General features: G+C 52.7%; 18 protein-coding genes. 10 read left to right on the top strand and 8 right to left on the bottom strand.

Going from position 1 to position 19,372, the window contains the following annotated elements:
• Positions 1 to 171 precede the first annotated feature (171 nt).
• Positions 172 to 615, bottom strand: coding sequence for a DUF4307 domain-containing protein (locus ACR9EC_RS06275; protein ID WP_435298395.1), 444 nt, complete (start codon positions 613 to 615; stop codon positions 172 to 174).
• A gap of 134 nt (positions 616 to 749) precedes the next feature.
• Between ACR9EC_RS06275 and mca the strand changes: the two genes are divergently transcribed.
• Genes mca through ACR9EC_RS06260 form a run of 3 tightly spaced genes read left to right on the top strand, consistent with a single transcriptional unit; the run spans position 750 to position 2,804 of the window.
• Positions 750 to 1,640: a mycothiol conjugate amidase Mca gene (mca, locus tag ACR9EC_RS06270; RefSeq protein ID WP_435298394.1), complete on the top strand. Its 891-nt coding sequence runs from the start codon at positions 750 to 752 to the stop codon at positions 1,638 to 1,640.
• A gap of 2 nt (positions 1,641 to 1,642) precedes the next feature.
• Positions 1,643 to 2,032: a hypothetical protein gene (locus ACR9EC_RS06265; RefSeq protein ID WP_435298393.1), complete on the top strand. Its 390-nt coding sequence runs from the start codon at positions 1,643 to 1,645 to the stop codon at positions 2,030 to 2,032.
• A 10-nt stretch (positions 2,033 to 2,042) separates the two neighbouring features.
• Positions 2,043 to 2,804: a carbon-nitrogen hydrolase family protein gene (locus ACR9EC_RS06260; RefSeq protein WP_435298392.1), complete on the top strand. Its 762-nt coding sequence runs from the start codon at positions 2,043 to 2,045 to the stop codon at positions 2,802 to 2,804.
• Positions 2,805 to 2,838: 34 nt separating this feature from the next.
• On the opposite strand, the gene trhA is transcribed toward ACR9EC_RS06260, so the two are convergent.
• Positions 2,839 to 3,600: a PAQR family membrane homeostasis protein TrhA gene (trhA, locus tag ACR9EC_RS06255; RefSeq protein ID WP_435298391.1), complete on the bottom strand. Its 762-nt coding sequence runs from the start codon at positions 3,598 to 3,600 to the stop codon at positions 2,839 to 2,841.
• A 234-nt stretch (positions 3,601 to 3,834) separates the two neighbouring features.
• Here trhA and ACR9EC_RS06250 point away from each other — a divergent pair, with 234 nt between their 5' ends.
• From ACR9EC_RS06250 to hemQ, 3 genes are all read left to right on the top strand, one after another.
• Positions 3,835 to 4,596: an isoprenyl transferase gene (locus ACR9EC_RS06250; protein WP_435298390.1), complete on the top strand. Its 762-nt coding sequence runs from the start codon at positions 3,835 to 3,837 to the stop codon at positions 4,594 to 4,596.
• Positions 4,597 to 4,752: 156 nt separating this feature from the next.
• Entirely contained in the window at positions 4,753 to 5,910 is a 1,158-nt protein-coding gene (locus ACR9EC_RS06245; RefSeq protein WP_435298389.1) for a ferrochelatase, read from the top strand.
• Between the two features lie 12 nt (positions 5,911 to 5,922).
• Positions 5,923 to 6,651, top strand: a complete 729-nt coding sequence (hemQ, locus tag ACR9EC_RS06240) for a hydrogen peroxide-dependent heme synthase (RefSeq protein ID WP_435298388.1) — start codon at positions 5,923 to 5,925, stop codon at positions 6,649 to 6,651.
• Positions 6,652 to 6,702: 51 nt separating this feature from the next.
• On the opposite strand, the gene ACR9EC_RS06235 is transcribed toward hemQ, so the two are convergent.
• Positions 6,703 to 8,160, bottom strand: coding sequence for a sensor histidine kinase (locus tag ACR9EC_RS06235; protein ID WP_435298387.1), 1,458 nt, complete (start codon positions 8,158 to 8,160; stop codon positions 6,703 to 6,705).
• A 139-nt stretch (positions 8,161 to 8,299) separates the two neighbouring features.
• Between ACR9EC_RS06235 and ACR9EC_RS06230 the strand changes: the two genes are divergently transcribed.
• From ACR9EC_RS06230 to ACR9EC_RS06220, 3 genes are read left to right on the top strand one after another with little or no spacing between them, the layout of a single operon-like run.
• Positions 8,300 to 8,806, top strand: a complete 507-nt coding sequence (locus ACR9EC_RS06230; RefSeq protein WP_435298386.1) for a DUF2505 domain-containing protein — start codon at positions 8,300 to 8,302, stop codon at positions 8,804 to 8,806.
• A 16-nt stretch (positions 8,807 to 8,822) separates the two neighbouring features.
• Entirely contained in the window at positions 8,823 to 9,314 is a 492-nt protein-coding gene (locus ACR9EC_RS06225; protein WP_435298385.1) for a FluC/FEX family fluoride channel, read from the top strand.
• The gene (locus ACR9EC_RS06220) at positions 9,311 to 9,691 is read left to right on the top strand and encodes a fluoride efflux transporter FluC (RefSeq protein ID WP_435298384.1); all 381 of its coding nucleotides are present in this window, start codon (positions 9,311 to 9,313) and stop codon (positions 9,689 to 9,691) included. Before ACR9EC_RS06225 ends, ACR9EC_RS06220 begins: the two co-directional genes overlap by 4 nt.
• Positions 9,692 to 9,769: 78 nt before the next feature.
• On the opposite strand, the gene ACR9EC_RS06215 is transcribed toward ACR9EC_RS06220, so the two are convergent.
• Positions 9,770 to 10,018 carry a WhiB family transcriptional regulator gene (locus ACR9EC_RS06215; protein WP_377465454.1) on the bottom strand — a complete coding sequence of 83 codons (249 nt, stop codon included), beginning with the start codon at positions 10,016 to 10,018 and terminating at the stop codon, positions 9,770 to 9,772.
• Positions 10,019 to 10,440: 422 nt separating this feature from the next.
• Between ACR9EC_RS06215 and ACR9EC_RS06210 the strand changes: the two genes are divergently transcribed.
• A complete protein-coding gene (locus ACR9EC_RS06210) occupies positions 10,441 to 10,875 on the top strand; it encodes a hypothetical protein (RefSeq protein WP_435298383.1) in 435 nt (144 codons plus the stop codon).
• Here ACR9EC_RS06210 and ACR9EC_RS06205 read toward each other — a convergent pair whose 3' ends face one another.
• The 4 genes from ACR9EC_RS06205 to ACR9EC_RS06190 form a co-directional block, all read right to left on the bottom strand.
• Positions 10,876 to 14,772, bottom strand: coding sequence for an FtsK/SpoIIIE domain-containing protein (locus ACR9EC_RS06205; RefSeq protein ID WP_435298382.1), 3,897 nt, complete (start codon positions 14,770 to 14,772; stop codon positions 10,876 to 10,878).
• A gap of 189 nt (positions 14,773 to 14,961) precedes the next feature.
• Positions 14,962 to 17,595, bottom strand: coding sequence for an ABC transporter permease (locus ACR9EC_RS06200; protein ID WP_435298381.1), 2,634 nt, complete (start codon positions 17,593 to 17,595; stop codon positions 14,962 to 14,964).
• Positions 17,596 to 17,600: 5 nt separating this feature from the next.
• Positions 17,601 to 18,440: an ABC transporter ATP-binding protein gene (locus tag ACR9EC_RS06195; RefSeq protein ID WP_435298380.1), complete on the bottom strand. Its 840-nt coding sequence runs from the start codon at positions 18,438 to 18,440 to the stop codon at positions 17,601 to 17,603.
• Between the two features lie 226 nt (positions 18,441 to 18,666).
• Entirely contained in the window at positions 18,667 to 19,368 is a 702-nt protein-coding gene (locus ACR9EC_RS06190; RefSeq protein WP_435298379.1) for a response regulator, read from the bottom strand.
• Positions 19,369 to 19,372: the final 4 nt, after the last annotated feature.

Here is a 19,372-nt window from a genome sequence, read left to right as displayed (position 1 = left end):
TATCTGAGCAAAGCTCACATATTCGGTGTGTGCAGGGTCTTAACGCTGCACCGAAACTGGCGGTGAAAGTCAACGCGCGTGGGCATCACATGTTTGTGGCCGCGTTCAATCGCATGCTGAATTTGAAAGTATAGCAACGAAAGCGGACAAACTCACGCAGTTACTATGCGACTATCGAGAAGCTGCATCGCGGCAGACATCCACCACAGCAGTTACTGCCCGCTCAGTTGTGCGAATATCAGTGCTGAATCGTTGCTCAAACACATCTGCTGGACCAATGGTTACTTCTTTTGTGCCAACTTGGGCATAGTTTTCATTGAGCGCATCTAACGTGCAGACAACAGTCATATCGAGGGGTTTAGCAACATCGAAAGTTATTTCAATAACTTCGGAGCTTTTAATGGAAAAACCAACGTTTTTCCCTCGGATAGTAGGGGAAGACCACGCATACCATGCGGCAACAGCAACCGCTAAAATGAGAGCTAACGTTCCTAACGCAATTGCTATTTTTCGTCCGCGTGGAGTGAGGTTCCCAGAAGGGCCGGCAGGAGAAGACCCGGCAAGAACTGGCTCGTCTTCGTCCAGTTCGTACTCGTCGTAATACTCGTTACTCACGAGGCCCCTTTTCGGCGTGATCAATCTGTACAAGGACACAATGTCTCTTGATGCGTGTTTTCGATTATTGTCGGGTAGGTGGAAAGTTCAAAATTGAACTCACGACACCCCCACATGAAATACAGGAGGAACCGTTGAGCAGTACGCCGTTACGGTTAATGGCCGTGCATGCACACCCCGACGATGAATCGAGTAAGGGGGCTGCAACGACCGCGCGCTATGCAGCGCAAGGAGTGGAAGTTCTCGTTGTGAGTTGCACAGGAGGGGAACGAGGCAGCGTCCTTAACCCTCATTATGGTAAAGAAATCCATGGACTTGAAGAGATGCGCGCTATTCGTGAAGTAGAGATGCGTCACGCTGCCCGCGCGTTGGGTGTACAACACGTATGGCTGGGCTTCGTAGATTCTGGTTTGCCCGAGGGGGATCCACTGCCACCATTGCCTGACGGGTGTTTTGCGCTTTTGCCTGTTGAGCAGGCGGCTCGTCCGTTAGTTGAACTTGTTCGTGAGTTTCGTCCGCATGTTATGACCACATACGATCCAACTGGTGGGTACCCGCACCCAGACCACATTATGTGTCACAAAGTTGGACGCGAAGCTTTTCTACAGGCAGGTAATCCTGATGCTTATGAAGGCACTGGTGAGCCGTGGCAAGTGTCCAAACTGTATTACAACAACGATTTTTCTTTAACAAAGATTTCGACGTTGCATGAAGCGATGCTCTCTGCCGGCCTTGAGTCTCCGTATGGAGGCTGGGTGGAATCGCGGGAAGCGAAAGAACTGCCTGAACGGACAGTGACTACTCGTGTGGATGGCGCGCAATACTTCCCCCAACGTGATGAGGCATTGCGTGCACATGCAACACAAATTGACCCTGAAGGGTTTTTCTTTGCTGTGCCTAGGGAACTAGAAGCCCACGTGTGGCCGTTTGAAGAATATGAGCTTGCTGAGTCTCGGGTGGACGTTACCTTGCCTGAGTCAGATTTGTTTGCGGGAATCCGCGAAAACTTTGAGAGGGAATCGTAAGAATGCAGTTTGCGATAGTTAATGGGGTTCTTGTTGCACAAAATGATGTGACACCTGAGCCGCTGCCTACAACTTTAAAGCCCGGCGACGAGTTGCGTCCGGGGTTGAACAAGGAAGACGTGTCGCCTGGGTTATCAGGCTTCTTAGCAATTTTCTTTATTGCAGCGATTTCGATTGTGTTGTTTTTGTCTATGACTAAGAAGCTACGCAAAGTTGCTCACAAAAGCGGTACGTCATATCGGGCTGCTGCGACGTTTGATGGTCCGGGACCTCGTCGCAAAACCAATGCACACAATGGTGATGCCGGTAGTGCAGATGGCGGTATGACTGGGGCCGACTCGTCAGATTCTGGTTCATCAGGGTCCGATGGCGGTGGCGGTGGCGGCGAGTGAGCATGGACATATGCGAATTGCCTTAGCTCAACTACGGGTAGATCGTGACCCTATAAAGGCGCGATCTCTCCTCACGCAATCGGTGGGTGCTGCTGGTGAAGCAGGGGCCAGAATGATTGTGCTGCCTGAATATGCATCAGGGTTTGACCCGCGCGGTGTTAGTCAAGAGTTAGCCGAGCACACTGACGAATATATAGCGACTATGCAGTCCCTTTCTGCCGCGTGGGGTATCTGCATAGTCGCAGGTGTAGTACGCACGTCCGGCCTAAAAGTGTTGAACACGCTGGTCGTTGTTGACGGCGGCGAAGTTGTGCTGACGTATGACAAAGTGCATTTGTATGACGCGTTTGGATACCGAGAATCAGACACGTTTCTTTCTGGAGATGTGAATCAACCGGGTGTCTTTATATGCGATGACGTAACCTTCGGTGTGCAGACCTGTTATGACTTACGCTTTCCTGAAATTACACGTTTGCGGGCAGAAGCAGGCGCGCACGTCATTATTAATCCGGCCGCGTGGGTTGCTGGCCCAGGGAAATTGTTGCATTGGCGCACTCTTCTTCAAGCGCGAGCTATAGAAAACACTGCAGTTGTGTTGGGCGTTGCGATGGCTGGAGAAGGCGTATGCGGGCATTCAATGGTTGTACGTGCTGATGGGGTAGTGGCGCACGAATTGGAACAGTCTCCCGGCCTTCTTGTCACTGATGTTTCCGCAGCCGATATTTATGAGACGCGTGAACGTAACCCCTCGTTGCGTAACCGTCGGATATAGCCGACCCTTACGCAACGAGGCGTGTACTAGCTGACTAACTGTAGGTGAGAACTGCTATCGCAACTGCGACGAAGTGGCAGGCAAAGCCGATAACCGTGAAGGTGTGAAAGATTTCGTGGAACCCGAACCATGTAGGGCTTGGATTGGGCTTCTTTAGAGCGTAAATGACTGCGCCGATGGTGTAAGACAGTCCGCCGGCTATCACTAGCCAGACCACTGCTGCTCCGCCTTCACGCCAAAAATCGGGGAGGAACCACACGGCAACCCAGCCTAGTGCTATGTAGATGGGGACGTAGAGCCAACGTGGCGCGCTTAGCCAAATGATGCGTGCAGCCAGTCCAAGGAGAGCGCCTGACCATACGATAATGAGCAGTAGTGTGGCCGTTTGCTTGGGCAGCATCGTTACCGCCAATGGCGTGTATGTGCCGGCAATGATGAGGAAGATGTTTGAGTGATCCCAACGACGCAACGCTGCGGTTACTTTTGGACTCCAATTACCGCGATGGTAGACGGCCGAAGTGCCAAACAGTAGCCATGACGAGATTGCGAAAACTATAGAGGCTACTTTAGGCGCTACAGGTGGGGCGAGGACGATGAGAACGATTCCTGCTGCAAGGGCGAGTGGGAAAGTTCCGGCGTGGATCCATCCGCGTAATTTTGGTTTAACGGCGTTGAGCGCGCCACTTACTTGGCTTGCGGCTTTGGACGCTGCGCGCCCTGCTGCGTCGGCGGCTTTACCAAATGTTTCGCTTGGCCGATTGTGGACTTTTTTCGGTGAGTTATCACGTGTAGCCACATTGTCTCCGCATTGTGTTGGTGGACTGCTGGGCAGTGTGTACAAGATGGGTTGCTTGTGATTTAGTAACCCTCAAGAAGCATAACCTACGCAACCGTAAGTTACGGACCCGTAGGTTGTGATTTGTGTGAAGATTTCACTATAACTTGCAGATAAAAGTGTCCGACTGTACACAGGCGACCCAGAAGTCCAGTAACTTTAAGGAGACCCCGCTCAGCCTGAAAGGCAAACCACGTGTTATCACCGCGATTTCTTTATGACCTCTACGAGGAACGCATCGCGCGCAAAATCCCACGCGACGAACTACCGCGCCACGTAGCAGTGATACTCGATGGAAATAGGCGATGGGCCAAATCCTTTGGCGAACCCGCAGCAGCAGGCCACCAGCGCGGCGCAGACAAAATCGCAGACTTCCTCGGATGGAGCGAAGAACTAGGCATCGAAGTTGTCACATTATGGATGCTGTCCACCGATAACCTGCACCGATCATCAGAAGAACTCGGCGCACTATTCAAAATCATCGAAGAAGCAGTGCGACAACTAGCCTCAGCTGGGCGCTGGAAACTTCGTGTCGTCGGCAAGCTTGACTTGCTTCCCGCAGAACTCGCTGAAAGCCTCACCCGCTACCAAAAATCTACAGAACATGTTGATGGGCTGCACGTGAACGTGGCTATCGGATACGGTGGCCACCACGAAATTATTGATGCAGTAAAAGACCTGCTTCGTGAGTATCAAAACGAAGGCAAAACCTTTGACGAAGCTATTGATGCGTTGAGTGTAGAAGGCATCGCGCCGCACCTCTACACCAAAGGCCAGCCGGACCCCGAACTCCTGATACGCACATCCGGCGAGCAACGTTTAGGTGGCTTCCTCCTGTGGCAAACAGCGAAGTCGGAATTCTATTTTTGTGAAGCATACTGGCCAGATTTCCGACGAGTCGACTACCTCCGCGCACTGCGCTCGTATGCGTCACGAGAACGACGCTTGGGGCGCTGAGTCATAAAATTTGCTCTGGGGAACTAGTAAAAATAGCCTGTGGAACAGCGACCCTCGAACAATCTGACGCGATGTCGCATAAACGTCACATACAAAGTTCACGAAAAAACTGACCACAACATACCAACTCTCAGAAACTTTTGACACCATGAGAGAGTGCATAACCCACTGACTTCCCCCTACGATGCGATCCTGCTCTACTCCTTCGGTGGACCAAACAAACCCGAAGAAGTCGTGCCGTTCCTCCGCAACGTCACCGCAGGTAAAGGAATCCCAGACGAACGCCTCAAAGAAGTAGGCGAACACTATTACGGATTCGGTGGGAAAAGCCCCATCAACGAGCAAAACCTTGCACTCAAAGCAGCGCTTGAAACAGAACTCACCAAGCGAGGACTTGACCTTCCCATCGTGTGGGGAAACCGCAACTGGGAGCCCTACACCACCGACGCGTTAGACGAACTCGCACGCATCGGTGCCCGTAAAGCACTCATGCTCGTCACTTCCGCATACTCGTCATACTCGGGATGCCGCCAATACCGCGAAGACATGGCAGTCGTACAACGAGAACGAGGCGACATCGACGACGACGGCACCCCCGCCACAACAGCCGTCACCTTCGACAAAATCCGTTCATACTTCAACCACCCAGGATTCGTGACCGCAAACATTGCAGCGGTCAAAGAAGCCTGGGAAGACCTCAACGCAAACAATGCCACAGACGACGCCACACACATTGCTTTCGTTACCCACTCCATCCCCAACGCGATGGAAGACGCCTCAGGGGCACGCAACCCGGCAACATACTCGGGACAGCACCTCGCCCTAGCCGAAACCATCGTCGAAAAACTTAAAGAACAAGCAGTCATTCCCCAAGACACAAACTGGACGCTGTCATACTGCTCCCGTTCCGGACCGCCTGCACAACCATGGCTTGAACCGGACATCAACGATCACCTTGCAGAACTAGCCGAAAACGGCACCAGCCGTGTCGTGCTCGCCCCAATAGGATTCGTCTCCGACCACATGGAAGTTGTCTACGACCTCGACACAGAGGCCCTAGCAACCTGCGCAGACCTTAACCTAGCTGCCCGACGAGCCGACACTGTAGGCACGCGACCAGAATTCGTAGCAGGCCTCGTGGACCTCATCTTGGAACGCGCAGCAATCGCACGCGGCGAACACATCACCGAAGCATGCGACACCGCACTGCCGCCATTCCATTCGGCATGCCCCACAAACTGCTGCTTCCAACGCCACCAACAACCAACCGGAATCCCAACAGTCGCAGGCCAGCAGCCTGACAACGACAACTAGTCGAGGAGACACATGTCGCACGAACACCTAGCGGACGAAATCAACAAAACCATCCGCTACACCATGTGGTCCGTCTTCCAAACGGCAAACACCCTGCCGCAAGACGAAACCGAACGCAACGACATGGTGCGCCAAGCCCTCAACGCAGTGGGCGGTGCAGAATCAGGCACAGACACAGAACTCACCGTCCGCGGCTGGTACGACCTTTCCGGCATGCGTGCAGACGCAGACCTCATGGTGTGGTGGCACGGACCAGAGATCGAAGCACTACAAGGCGCCTACCAGCGTCTGCGCCAAAGCGAACTTGGCCGCTGCCTCGACCCAGTATGGTCAAACGTTGGTATGCACCGTCCAGCCGAATTCAACCGCTCCCACGTACCAGCATTCATGGCCGACGAAACACCAGGCAAATACATGTGTGTTTACCCATTCGTCCGCTCGTACGAATGGTACCTACTGCCACCACAAGAACGCGCAGTGATGCTCCGTGACCACGGACAAGCCGCAGCAGGATACGCCGACGTTCGCGCAAACACAGTCGCCTCATTCGCACTAGGAGACTACGAATGGCTCCTCGCCTTTGAAGCACAAGAACTGCACCGCATCGTCGACCTCATGCGCGACCTGCGCGACACAGAAGCACGCCGCCACGTTCGCGAAGAAATCCCATTCTTCACAGGGCCAAAAGTAGACCTCTACGAGTGGGCTGCAAAGCAACCGCTATCTGACTACAACGAATAAAACAAAACGAAGGGGGCGGCCCACACATTGGCCGCCCCCTTCGTCGTACGCTCAACCTTGCACGTCACACTCAATGCGAACTTCAGTGCCGCCACCTTCACGGGACGACCATTCAATGGTTCCCAACAGTTCGTTCGTGACAAGAGTTCGAACAATCGTTGTACCTAAGCCAGAACCAGGGCCGGCATCTTCATCAAAACCTGCACCGTTATCGCATACAGCCGCAGTTAGTCGATTACCGTCACGGTCAGCACGAATCTCTACCGTGCCACCGCCAGTGCGAGACAGCCCGTGCTCGACAGCGTTCGTGACAAGTTCAGTCAAGATCAGGGCCAACGGAGTTGCCTCTTTAGCGCCGATCAAACCAAACGAACCGCGCTGAATAGTGCGAACTGAAATACCGGCAGCCGCAACATCCGCTGCAAGGCGCAAAGCCCGACCAACCATCTCATCAAACTCGACTTCTTCATCAAGATTCTGTGACAGCGAATCATGAACCAACGCAATCGTCGCCACACGGCGCATGGCCTCTTCTAAAGCTGCGCGAGCCTCAGGAACGGTCATGCGGCGCGCTTGCAAACGTAAGAGTGCCGCAACCGTTTGTAAGTTGTTTTTTACGCGGTGGTGAATCTCGCGAATTGTCGCATCCTTCGTGATGAGTTCGCGTTCACGGCGGCGCAATTCAGACACATCACGGCACATCAGCACCGCACCAATACGGTCATGCGCCTCTAACAGTGGAACAGCCCGCACAGACAGGCACACGCCCTTAGATTCAATATCGGTTCGCCACGGGGCGCGCCCCATCATGACTAACGGCATAGATTCGTCCACTGGAACTTTATGTTCTATGAGTTCTGCCGTGACTTCCACCAGAGACTGGCCAACCAGCGGCCCAAGCACTCCAAGCCTGTGGAAACACGACAAAGCATTTGGCGAGGCGTAAAGAACCACACCATCAGCATTAAGACGCAGCAACCCGTCACCGACACGAGGCGCGCCACGACGTGAACCAGTAGCTGAGTTAGGCGAAGGGAACTCGCCTGACGCAATCATGTTCATTAAGTCGTCGGCCGCTTCAACGTAGTTCATTTCGAGGCGCGACGGGGTCCGTCCAGAACCAAGGTTGGTTTGACGAGCAACAACAGCAATAGTGTGGCCGTTACATGTGACTGGAACGGCTTCTTCGCGTACCGCATACGTGCCAAACCAGCGCGGTTCACGGGACCGCTGTACTTGCTCGTCAACAAGTGCCTTTTCTAGTTGTGGACGAACAGAATCAGGCGCAAACGTGCCAACGATGTCTTCATAATGCACAGTCGCCCCAGTTGACGGACGACAATGTGCAAGCGCGATGAAGTTTCCATCTTCTGTAGGCAGCCACAACACAAGATCCGCAAACGCTAAATCTGAAATAAACTGCCAATCTCCGACAAGGAGATGCAGCCATTCGGTTTGCGCCGGTTCAAGATAGCCATAGCGTTCAACAAGATCACTGAGTGTAGACACACCTCAAGGTTACGCGAATGACACGGAACAACCGGTATCTGAACTCGACATCAATTAGGCTTGGTGACAAAGAGAGATTCGAGGGTTTAAGGGGCAGCTTAGTATCCTCTCATTCTGAAGGAGAAAACTGTGCACCTGAGTGAAAAGCTTGCAGGTCAATTATTCCCCCCGCCGCGTCATGAACGCATTAAGCAGTGAAGAGTACATCCGGTTCGTTGCAGAACGTACAGAGATGCGAACACTGTCAGTGGAAGCTATTGAACTTGAAGACGGCGCAGTCACTATCGTGTCTATCCGTGCGATGAAAAGCGACATGATTCCAGCGAACTTTAGATCTTTTGTCGGCGACGAACTTGAAATCCGTCAGACAGAAGCATGGGCATCTGCTCAACCAGCTGATGACGACGAATACCACCGTGTTGGCACATTTGCTTTAGAAATTGCGGGCGCACCTGTTCGTATCAGTGGAGATGTCACACTACAAGGAACGCGCGAAGATGCACTGCTGACCTACTCAGGTGACGTTGTCGCTTCAATCCCATTATTTGGTTCAATGATCGAAAGCGCTGTAGCGCAATCCATTGGGGCGGTGCTTGCAGGACAGCGTGATCTGCTCACCGAATGGTTAAGCACGCACACTAACTAATCCAGATTTCAGTGAGATGAGAATCGCTCGAAACACTCATGACGTGAAGGCGGCAGGTTTTGCTACGCCTAACGCGGCACTCATTGCGGTACTTGTGTGGATAGGTGGAGGCACTGGAGCTTTGCTGCGGGCTGTTGTGCAGCATGTGCTTGAGCAAACAAGCGGAACGGCCACGTTTTCGTCCGTGGGAGTTTCGGCGCTGGCCTTGCTGTGCGTGAATGTTCTTGGCTGCTACTTTATTGGCGTGTTAGCTCATATTAAGTTCCGGGCTAGAGTGCAACCCTACGTGCAGGCAGGTATTGTGACCGGCTTGTTAGGCGGGTTTACGTCGTTCTCCACGTATCTGTTGCTTGCGGGGCTTATGGCTCAAGAATCGCTGTTGTTGCCTGCCCTTGCGTATGTGATTGCTGCTGTGGTGGTGTGTGTTGCAGCTGTGTGGTTGGGGCGTCTTACAAGTAGTGGGCTAGAGAAAATGCGTGTAACTCCGGAACAGGAGCTACAGCGATGACCGTAACTATTCTTGTGGCTGTGTTTGTTGGCGGCGGATGTGGAGCGTTGGGTCGTTGGCTGTGCGGTGTTGCGGAGCGAAATATTCGACGTGATGTTCCACGTCCTAGTGACGGCTGGGGCACAACCGCAGCGAACGTTCTTGCATGCTTGTTCTTAGGCGTTGTCGTGAATGCTCACGGCCCTATTGAAGGCGAAAAGATGCAGGCATTATTGGCTGCTGGCCTGTGTGGAGGGCTGTCAACGTTTTCTTCGTTTGCTTTAGAAGTACATGCAATGGTGGCTGAAAAACGGTGGCGCAGGGCTTTTAGCCACGTGAGTTTAAACCTTGTGGGCGGCGCAGTCGCTTTTGCCGTGGCCAGCGTGATCGTTGGATGATTGCGGCGTAAGGGTGCTGACATACGACTGTGGCCGGACCAAAATTTGGTCCGGCCACAGTCGTACAAACGTAGCTTGTTAGTGCGCGCGACGAGCGCGTGCTGTGCGTCGTTTGAGGGCGCGACGTTCGTCTTCTGACAAACCGCCCCAAACTCCAGCATCTTGACCAGACTCAATTGCCCACTTGAGGCAAGTGTCGACAACTTCGCAGCGACGGCAAACGGCTTTTGCCTCTTCGATTTGAAGGAGTGCAGGCCCGGTATTGCCGATTGGGAAGAAAAGTTCAGGGTCTTCTTCGAGGCACGCGGCGCGATGACGCCAATCCATTGCAACTCCTAGGCAGGTAAAGACCACTCGACCATTGATGAGATAGGAGGGGTCCGAAAGAAAAACGGGAAACAAGTAATCACTAGGTTCACATTTGCGTGGGGGCTGGCACAAGAGTTTTCCAAGATTTTCTTGAATGATTCCCATGAGGTTTTTGTCACACGCGAATATGGTGGTATAAGTCGCAGAATTTTGGCATGGAAACAGGGAAAACGTCGAGTTTTAGTCTTGACGGTGGGTTTAAATGGGTGCTAGCGAAAGAGGTGCGGTCCAGTATGTGGAATGAGGTTAGGGGGTGGTGATGAAGGGACCGTAAAAGTCAAGGCATCGTGTGTGTCAGACTCATGAAGCAACAGGTAGTCTGTAGCGCAGAGCGCAACTGCAAAGCATAGTTTTTCTATATGGGGTCAAGAATGAGCGATATGTCGAATGAGCACAACCAGCCATCATTGCGAAAATGGTTTGGCTCTCCACGTCCTTTGCTTGTGACGATTGTGCTTGTGCTCATCGGCGGTCAACTACTTTTAACTACCGTATATGTTGGTGTCGGTACTTTTAACCTCGCCTCGGGGAACGTGGATCACGTTGGTATCGCACTCATGATGATTGTGAGTGCTGCTGGAGCGTCCTGGTTGCTGTTCGCGTTGCTACGCGGAATCGCGCATGGACAGGCGTGGGTGCGTGGTCCAGCACTTACCGTGCAAATCCTCGTTATTTTGGTGGGGGTGAGCTTGATACAAGCAAAACTGTATGCATTTGGTGCGGCTGCGATGGCTTACGGTTTTTTGCTTGCAGTGCTGTTTTTTGTTCCACAAGTTTCGCAGCACATTGGTTTTCGTGAACCACGCCAAGACTGATCACAGACGAGAAGTGCTTTCTGTGGAGTAGATCCTAGCGGGATGTGCTACGCCGTGAGAGGTCATGACTGCGCGCCCAAAAAATGTGGTCGGATCAAGCGCTTCTCCAATAGGAGTATCAAGGAACTCTCGTTCTTTACAGACATGGGGAGCAAGCAAAATCCCCGTGCCAAGCTCACGCAATTGAGCGAGCGGCCCACGAAAAGCTTGGTTAATTGCCTGGACTGTTGCAGTAACGATGATTTTGGTTCCTGCTGTTAAAGCGAATTCTATGAGCTGTTCAACGTGCAACGCATCAGCTGCTGGGATTCGATCAAAGTCGTCGATAAGCACAACATAGTTTTGTGCATTTTTAACGTTTTCTCTGAGTGTCTCAAGTGTGTGGGCAGCGATCGTTGACACGGAATCACTACCACGGGCTGTAGCCGAGAATCGGAACACCGTGTACGTGCGCGAATCAAAAAAAGTGGCGAAATGATTCAAGAGCGTTGTTCGACCGCTGCGTCTGCTGCCAGCTATCAACCAAGTTGAGTGTTCTTCGGGCAAGAGCGGTTCTCCAGAAAACCCGCACCGTACAGGAAAATGGGGAGGAACTTCATCGAGGGCGCGAAGAGAGCACGCTTGTATGAGGGGACTCGAACCTAGATCCGTAGCACAATCTTGTGCAGAGGCTGGAGCGTATCTGCGGAGCGTGTCTGCTTGCGTGTCGACCGTAAGGTGAGCGACACGGAATGGCATTGCAAGATTTCTATCAAGGACGATCCCGCGTCCTGCCTGTGCGGGAATGCCAGCAAGGTCGGCTGGAATCCCCAAAACTCGGTCATCGTCGCGGTTACCTGAGCCAAACAAGAATCGCCGTTCAAAGTATTGCTCTAGTCGGTGGGGAAGCTTACGAGAAGTCGACATCATAACTTGGCGAATTGCGGTCCCGTAATGTGTGGCAAAGTGCTCTAATAGTTGTGTTCCTGAGCCTCGATTAAACGATTCTAACGTTGCGTGAAGTTCTTCAAACCCGTCGATGATGAGCACATGTTGTGTGGGGTTAGGCTGCATGCAGAGCTGCTTGAGGACAGCGTGTGTGAGGTATGCATCTGACGACGACGTCGTGGTGTGTGCTGCACCAAATTGGCGGAGAACCGCATCTGCTGTTGTGAGTTCGTGTGCAGTGCCAAGCCAATGGACAGTAAAACCGGCGTTGGCGTAACTCGCGGCGGCGTTGAGCAGAAACGTGGTTTTTCCGAGCTTGGTGCCACCCAAAACTTGGATATTCCCTGAAGCGTCGAGCGGAAACATGAATGTGTGTGCTACCGCATCCATCGGGCTGGCAACTGCAAGTGGAAAAGGCTGTGGCGGAAGAACAGCAGAAACGCTGTCAAGAGAGGCATCAGCAGTGCTGCTAGGGGTACTGAACAGTTCTGGAAGGCTCGGCGCCCACAACGGGGCGTGCGCGGTGTGCTTGCCGTGGATGTGGGAAATATGTTCTGTATGAGACACCTGTTTTGTGCGCTTCTGCATGAGTCCGCCTAATGGCTCATGCCAGTTATTGAGTCGTCTCACCGTGACATTGCGTTCTCGACTTTTGCCGCTGAAATAAGACTGCGCTAGTGTGCGTTCTCCCGATCCTGCGTGAATAAGTAGTCTGCCCGGCGCATTGCGTGGCAGGTGAGCCGCTTCGGGTGTGCCTATGACATCTACTGAATCTTGTTCGTCTGCTACTCGCAGGCAGATACGCAGTGTGAGGTTGGCGCGCATATCTGCGGTTATTGCTCCCGCCGGACGTTGCGTCGCCAACACGAGATGTATGCCGAGAGATCGGCCTTGCGCTGCAAGTCGTACAAGATCGTTAATGAAATCGGGGTGGTCGTCGCTTAACGCACGAAATTCGTCAACCACTATGACGAGGCGCGGTAAAGGCTCTGTGATGGACTGTAGAGCATTGTATTCTTCGAGCCGAGTTGTTTGTGTGTCGGCGAACAGATGCTCTCTGCGCTTCAGTTCGCGTTGTAGCCCAGATAGCGCTCGCGTTGTTTCTGAAGGGTCGAGGTCGGTTACTAGGCCGATATTGTGCGGTAAGGATGCGCATGGGGCTAGGCCAGCACCACCTTTGTAATCCACAAGAACAAAGGACAGATGCTTGGGGGAGTAGCGTGCAGCAAGGGTCATGATGAAGGTGCGTAAGAATTCTGATTTTCCCGCCCCAGTTGTCCCTGCTACAAGCACGTGGGGGCCGTCTGAGACGAGGTCAAAACGTACTTGGGTGTTGTGTGCACCTAACCCAACTTCAAAAATGAGGTCGTTGTGTGTTGCCGCGGGTGAAGTCGGCTGAGCTAGTGCGGAACATTGGGAGAGAGCTGCTGTTTGCGGGAGTTCGTTGCTGTGCGGGGTGCGTTGCTGTAACGCTCTACGGAGGTACTTTATGGCCTGTTCTGCAGTCTGCTCGGTGAGTTCTTCATAGTTGGTGCGACCGACTGTGAGCGGGTTGTTATCTAACGGACACGTTTTTGTGGACTGCTGTGTGGCATGCGCATGTGTCTGCCGCACTACGACGCACGCTGTAGCTGGCGCCACGATAGTTTCTGCTACTGACTGGTGAGTTGTGTGGTTGACCGCGCGTTCGTCAACAATGACTAGTTGATTGTTGCGGTCCAGTGCAGCACGCTGACTGTCTGCCTGAAGGCGTGTGCTATCAGAGGAGAAAACCATGGTGGGGTGCAGCCAGCGTAGCCAACTCCACTCTGATGCTGCAGCTCGTGGGCATACGATCACGAGCGATAGTGGCGTGTCGTTGGGATCGATAAGCAGAGGAAAAGCGGATAGGCACAGCAGCCGCAGAATTGTTGCACGTGCTGCACCGAGTGAAGAGGGGGTGGTCCAACTGCCGATGTGCGCACAGTTATCGGGTGTGATGTCGTAGCGAGGCTGTGGTGTACGGGTGGGGTGCGGTGGTGTGTAGTCGCGCAATGCGCCGATGAGGTCGGGTAATGCTGCTTCAAAAACATTGGCGTGTAATCCGCGCGCAGTGTTAACACTGGTTGCTGTGTCGTTGCTTGTGGACGTGGAGCTCTTTTCTCGCTGCTTTGCGCGCGATGAGCTGCGGGCATATACCTGTAGTCCTGCGATGAGTGGGCCTGCTAGGCCGAACAACAGCATGTAGGGCTGTTTAAGGAAGATCGCTAACGCAATACTGAGCGTGAACGGAATGAGCGCAGAAATGATGGGAAGTGCGGTGATGAGCGCCTCGTCTGTATCGTGCGTTTGAGTGGGTTCGTTCGCATGAATAACAGGGCGGTGCTGCGGGCTGATACGCCATTGCATGACGTGGGTGTCGTAGCCGTTTTCTTTGCCTGTACGGGGGCGTGAGGGCTGCCTGATAGTAAGGGTGTCCTCGGGGCGAAGACGAAAACCAAAGATGCGGGTGAAGACACGTGTGCTGAGTGGTCGATGAGTGCCGTGTGCCCGCGTTAACTCGACTGTCGGTTGACGAGGGTGATGCGTTGAAGCAGAGGTTGTCGTCCACGGCATCGTTTTTTTAATGCGCGCGGTTGTGGTCATGCGGCGAGTGCGAATGGGGCGAAACCACGCCTGAATGTAAGGGTGGTTGTGGGATAGCACTTGGCCAGTGTGAGGACCGCCTGTTACATGAAAGCTGGGCCCGGTGGGGTGGAGTAGCGGGCTGGATGCTGTGGGGTGAGGATCAATGAGTGCGCCATGGTGCGCGTTTGTTAAGGGTGTTTGTGCTGCAAGATATTTTCCGTCGAGGGTTGTATGTGTGGGGTTTAGTTGCGGCAGTCCAGCGAGTTCGCTTAGCCCTGCAAGGACTGTGTGCCAGGGCGTGCCGCTGGGGGTGTCGAAGTCGCCGATGGCTTTTAAGGTCAGCGAAACACGATTGTCGAGCATGCATATGAGTGTGTCGTGGTTGTGTGCGTACAGATTTTTATGTTGAGAACCGCGGCGTAACTGTGTGCATAAAAGCGCACCTTCACCTATGTGGAAAACATAAACACGTGTGGTTAAAAGGCAGGAGGCGGCAGGTATCACAAACCTGCCGCCTCCTGTTCAAGGGCTATCTCTGCAACAAGATAACTATTACTCCACGGCTAAAGCCTCAACCGGGGACGTCTTTGCAGCAGAGCGAGAAGGCAAGACCGACGCTAGTAAACCAGCACCTAACGCGATGCCGAAGATCGCTGCAATATCAAACCAGCGAACGGTGAACGTCGGATCAGTAAAGCCGCTGAACATAAGCTCTGTGCCAATCCACGCGTACGCTCCACCGAGCAGCACACCAACAAGTGCACCGATACCAGCAATGAGCATGCCCTCAAATGCTAGGGACAAACGAAGCTGCTTACGTGACATTCCAACAGCACGTAGGGTTGCGCTTTCTCGTCGTCGTTCAATGACCGAAAGCGACAACGTGTTTGCAACACCAATGAGCGCAATAATCACTGCAACCCCAAGTAACCCGACCAACACCATGAGCATGACATCGATTGCCTGCTGGAACAGCATGCGTTCCATCACGGCACCAGACAAATACACATTTGTTTCGCCAAGATAGTCGCGCAACGCATCAACAGTGTCTTTTGCGTCGTTCACGTCAGCGACTTTGATAAACACCGTGTTTACGGCGATGTCGTCCTCGCTGATCCCCAAAGACGAAGCAATACGGTTAAATTCATCAGAGTTCACTGCAAAACCTGATAGGCCTGAAGCGCCAGCGCTCTTCATAACTACACGGTTGCCCCAACCTGGGGTGTCTTGTGCCGCAACTTCATAGTTTTCGTCGGTGACTTTGAAAAAGGAGATCTCGCTGCCCTTTTTAAAGTCTGGACCCCACGCTGAATAGAGAGCCTCGCCGGGCTTGATTGCACTTAAAGCACTCGTGTCGCGAAGAACCGAACTTATATCATCGCCATATTCGAGAAGGACTGTAGATTCGATGTACTCGCTACTAGCGTTGTAGCCATGCGACACCTCAACCTGGTATTGACGGATCGCTTGCGCTTCTTCCACACCAGAGATGTTCTTGATCTCGGTAAGGGTCTTGTCATCAGCACCCTCACTACTTGTAAATTCCGCAATCACATCAAGAGGGAACTGTGAATCCAAAGAATCATTGAGCGTTTGTTTGGCAGTAGACGCACCAATCGCAAGCAACGACACAAGAGTCACACCAATAAACAAAGCCGTAGAAGTCGACGCAGTACGACGAGGATTCCGTACAACGTTCGCCGCCGCCAACTTAGCTGGGGCACCAAGACGAGAAAACACAGCGCCAACAGCACTCACAACAGCAGGGACCCACAACACAGAACTGACAATAAGCCCAACAAAAGTTAACGCCCCACCAGAAATACCCAGAAGCATTGCGATCTCAACAGCGTCACTAGGCTGCTGGAATGCAAACGCAATAAGTGCACAACCAGTCAGAACGAAAAGTGCTGCAATAACTAACCGGAAGACCCCAGCTTTACCTTTAACCTCTCCTGCGCCTTCTTGCGGACGTAACGCTGCAAGAGGGGAAACCTTTGTGGCAATACGAGCCGGCACAAGTGAAGCAAGAACGGTTACACCAACACCTGCAACAATTGGAGCCCAAATCGTTGCGGGTGGAATAGAAACAAACTCAGGGACAGAAGCAGAAACCTCAAGCGCAGCAACCACAGACAGGATCCCCTGCACAAGCGCAATACCCGCCACAATACCCAAAATCGAGGAAACAAAACCAAGAATCAATGCTTCAACAAGTACCGATCGGCGAATCTGCTTCTTATTCGCTCCAACACAACGCAAAAGAGCAAGAGTGCGGGTCCGCTGCGCAACAAGAACCTGGAAAGTATTAGAAATAACGAGTGCTGCAACAAACAACGCAATAGCAGCGAAGCCCAACACAATGTAAGTCATAATCTTCGCGTCTTGAGCAAAGTTTTCTAGTTGCTGCGCCGACAGCTCAGCGACAGTATGCACACCGCGCTCACCAGCAATTGCAGTGATATCAGCACGAACCTTTTCTGCATCTGCAGAATCAGACATACTGATAAGAACCTCAGCAGCGTTAACCTCGGCCGGTAATTCTGGATCGTCTGGAACTGCCAGAGCTTTCATGCCATCAAATGACAGCACCGCTACACCACCGGTTACGGAATATCCGCCACGTATGTCCTTCGACAAACCAGAAATGGTGAGCTCTGTAAGAGCTGACTCTTGTTCAGAAGCCGCATACGTTTCTGCTTGAATGGTGTCCCCAACAGATAACTCCATGCGCTCGCTGAGTTTTTGGGGAATAGCGATGTCAGTGGCAGCAGTAGGAGCATTGCCTTCAACAATTTCGAAAGAATTCAAACTGTTGTCGTGCGCATACATGGAACTCGGCAGAAACTCACTTTTTGTTCCATTAGTAAGGTTAAGTCCAGGCCCATTAATAATGATTGCTTCGTGTACACCTTGAATGTTTTTAATGTCGTTAAAAACATTGTTGGTGATAGGCACGTGATTCCAGATCTCACTGCCATCATCAGCAATCGTGCGGCTCTCTGCTGTGACGACTAAGTCAGCATCAGCATAAGAGGCGGTCATGGCGCGTTCAGTTGCTTTCATCAACACTTGGCCACCCATAAATGTGGCGGCGACGAACGCTGTTCCAATAAGGATGGCAAGACCGGCGGCACTAAGCCGTCCAATGTTTTGCCGCATTTGGTAGAAAGTTATGCGCAGCATCGTTGTTATGCCTGCCCTGATGTGTGTGTTGAGGCGGCTTTGCTAGAAGGGTCTGAGGCATCAAATGTGCGTAGTGCATCAAGACCTGCCAAGACAGACTCCGGTGTCGGGTCTGCAATGTCGCCCGCAATGTGCCCATCTGCAATTAAGACGACGCGATCCGCGTATGAAGCGGCGGTGGGGTCGTGCGTCACCATAATGATGGTTCGGCCAAGTTCACGAACAGATTGGCGCAAGAACGACAACACTTCTGCGCCGGAACGAGAATCGAGGTTACCGGTTGGCTCGTCGGCGAAGACTACGTCGGGTCGTGCAATAAGTGCGCGCGCAATCGCTACACGCTGCTGCTGACCACCAGACATTTCGGCAGGGCGGTGATGTAGTCGGTCGCTCAACCCGAGTGTCTCTGCAAGAGTGTGCAGCCATGCTCTGTCTTCTGCGGTAATTTTTTTGTTTGCCAGCGTCAACGGCAGCAAAATGTTTTGTTCAGCGTCGAACATGGGTAAAAGGTTGAAGGATTGAAAAACGAATCCGACACGATCACGACGTAGTTTAGTGAGCTGGTCGTCAGTAAGCGACGTGACATTTGTGGAACCGATATGAGCGGTTCCCGATGTAGCGGTGTCAAGGCCCGCCAGCAAATGCATAAGAGTGGATTTACCTGAACCTGACGGGCCCATAATTGCGGTGAATTGACCTTGCGCAAAGTTAACATCGACGTTGTCGAGCGCACGCACTATGGACGCGCCTGAACCGTAGTGCTTTGACAAGTTCTGAGCTGATACTGCGGTAGGTAGGTGCTGCTCGTTGGGCGCTGTGCCATACCCGCTGGCTGGCAAAGACATGCGATTCTCCTCGTAGATGAAGTGTAAAAAACGGCCGTATTAGCGGCGTCGTATTCACACTATTAGGCTGCGAGGGGTATGCGCGTCGGGCGTTGGTGGGGTTATATTTTCGACGAGTATAAGCCCAAAGTTGCAGGAAAATCCTAGGGCGTGGGCCCGTGGTGTAAGCAGATGTGCGACTACAGGCTTGTTCCGCACTCACCTAATTCCTTCCACGTCTGTAGTTTTATTCCCCTGGTCGCACAAGCCCGTTTTCGTATGCTGTCACAACTATTTGCACTCTGTCGCGTGCGCCTAACTTATGCAAAATACGACCAACGTGGGTTTTAACTGTTGCTTCTGCAACAAAAAGCTCCTGCGCAATTTCGGTGTTGCTCATGCCCTTAGCGATGAGAAGAAGCACGTCCATTTCGCGTTCAGTAAGTGACGCTAGCGCGGTGGCATGAGGGGTTGGTGCGTCTTGTTCTGCAGGCAGGGGCGTAATGAGTCGGCCTAATAGCCTGCGAGTTGTTGATGGCGCGATGACTGCGTCACCCGAATGGACTGTGCGGATGGCGTTGAGCATTTCTTCAGGAGGTGCGTCTTTGAGGAGGAAACCGGAAGCGCCCGCTCTAATTGCTTCAAGTGCGTATTCGTCAAGGTCGAAGGTTGTCAGTATGACGATGCGTGGTGGGTTGTGTGGTCGTGTGGTTGCCCAATGTTCGGTGAGTTGGGCGGTTGCAGTAAGGCCATCAATTTCTGGCATGCGAATATCCATAAGCACAACATCGACGTCTTCGTTTTTTAGCAGGTTGAGTGCTTGTACTCCATCTCCTGCTTCGACAACGACCGTGAGGTCTGGTTGGGAGTCTATAACCATTTTGAATCCTGCGCGCAGGAGTTGCTGGTCGTCGACAATGCCAACTTTGATGAGTTGTTTGTGAGTCATGCTG

Source organism: Timonella sp. A28 (assembly GCF_051200815.1).
In the GTDB taxonomy this organism is placed as follows: domain Bacteria; phylum Actinomycetota; class Actinomycetes; order Actinomycetales; family Cellulomonadaceae; genus Timonella.
The sequence above is the reverse complement of the archived record's forward strand: the minus strand, read 5'-3'. Positions and strand labels throughout refer to the sequence as shown.

Coding starts and splice junctions, on each gene's coding strand:
- ACR9EC_RS06205 (WP_435298382.1), bottom strand. CDS start 14,772: ATGCTCGACAATCGTGTTTCGCTGACCTTAAAAGCCATCGGCGACTTC.
- ACR9EC_RS06220 (WP_435298384.1), top strand. CDS start 9,311: ATGACCGTAACTATTCTTGTGGCTGTGTTTGTTGGCGGCGGATGTGGA.
- ACR9EC_RS06210 (WP_435298383.1), top strand. CDS start 10,441: ATGTCGAATGAGCACAACCAGCCATCATTGCGAAAATGGTTTGGCTCT.
- ACR9EC_RS06195 (WP_435298380.1), bottom strand. CDS start 18,440: ATGTCTTTGCCAGCCAGCGGGTATGGCACAGCGCCCAACGAGCAGCAC.
- ACR9EC_RS06260 (WP_435298392.1), top strand. CDS start 2,043: ATGCGAATTGCCTTAGCTCAACTACGGGTAGATCGTGACCCTATAAAG.
- ACR9EC_RS06215 (WP_377465454.1), bottom strand. CDS start 10,018: ATGGATTGGCGTCATCGCGCCGCGTGCCTCGAAGAAGACCCTGAACTT.
- ACR9EC_RS06225 (WP_435298385.1), top strand. CDS start 8,823: ATGAGAATCGCTCGAAACACTCATGACGTGAAGGCGGCAGGTTTTGCT.
- ACR9EC_RS06265 (WP_435298393.1), top strand. CDS start 1,643: ATGCAGTTTGCGATAGTTAATGGGGTTCTTGTTGCACAAAATGATGTG.
- ACR9EC_RS06200 (WP_435298381.1), bottom strand. CDS start 17,595: ATGCTGCGCATAACTTTCTACCAAATGCGGCAAAACATTGGACGGCTT.
- hemQ (WP_435298388.1), top strand. CDS start 5,923: ATGTCGCACGAACACCTAGCGGACGAAATCAACAAAACCATCCGCTAC.
- ACR9EC_RS06190 (WP_435298379.1), bottom strand. CDS start 19,368: ATGACTCACAAACAACTCATCAAAGTTGGCATTGTCGACGACCAGCAA.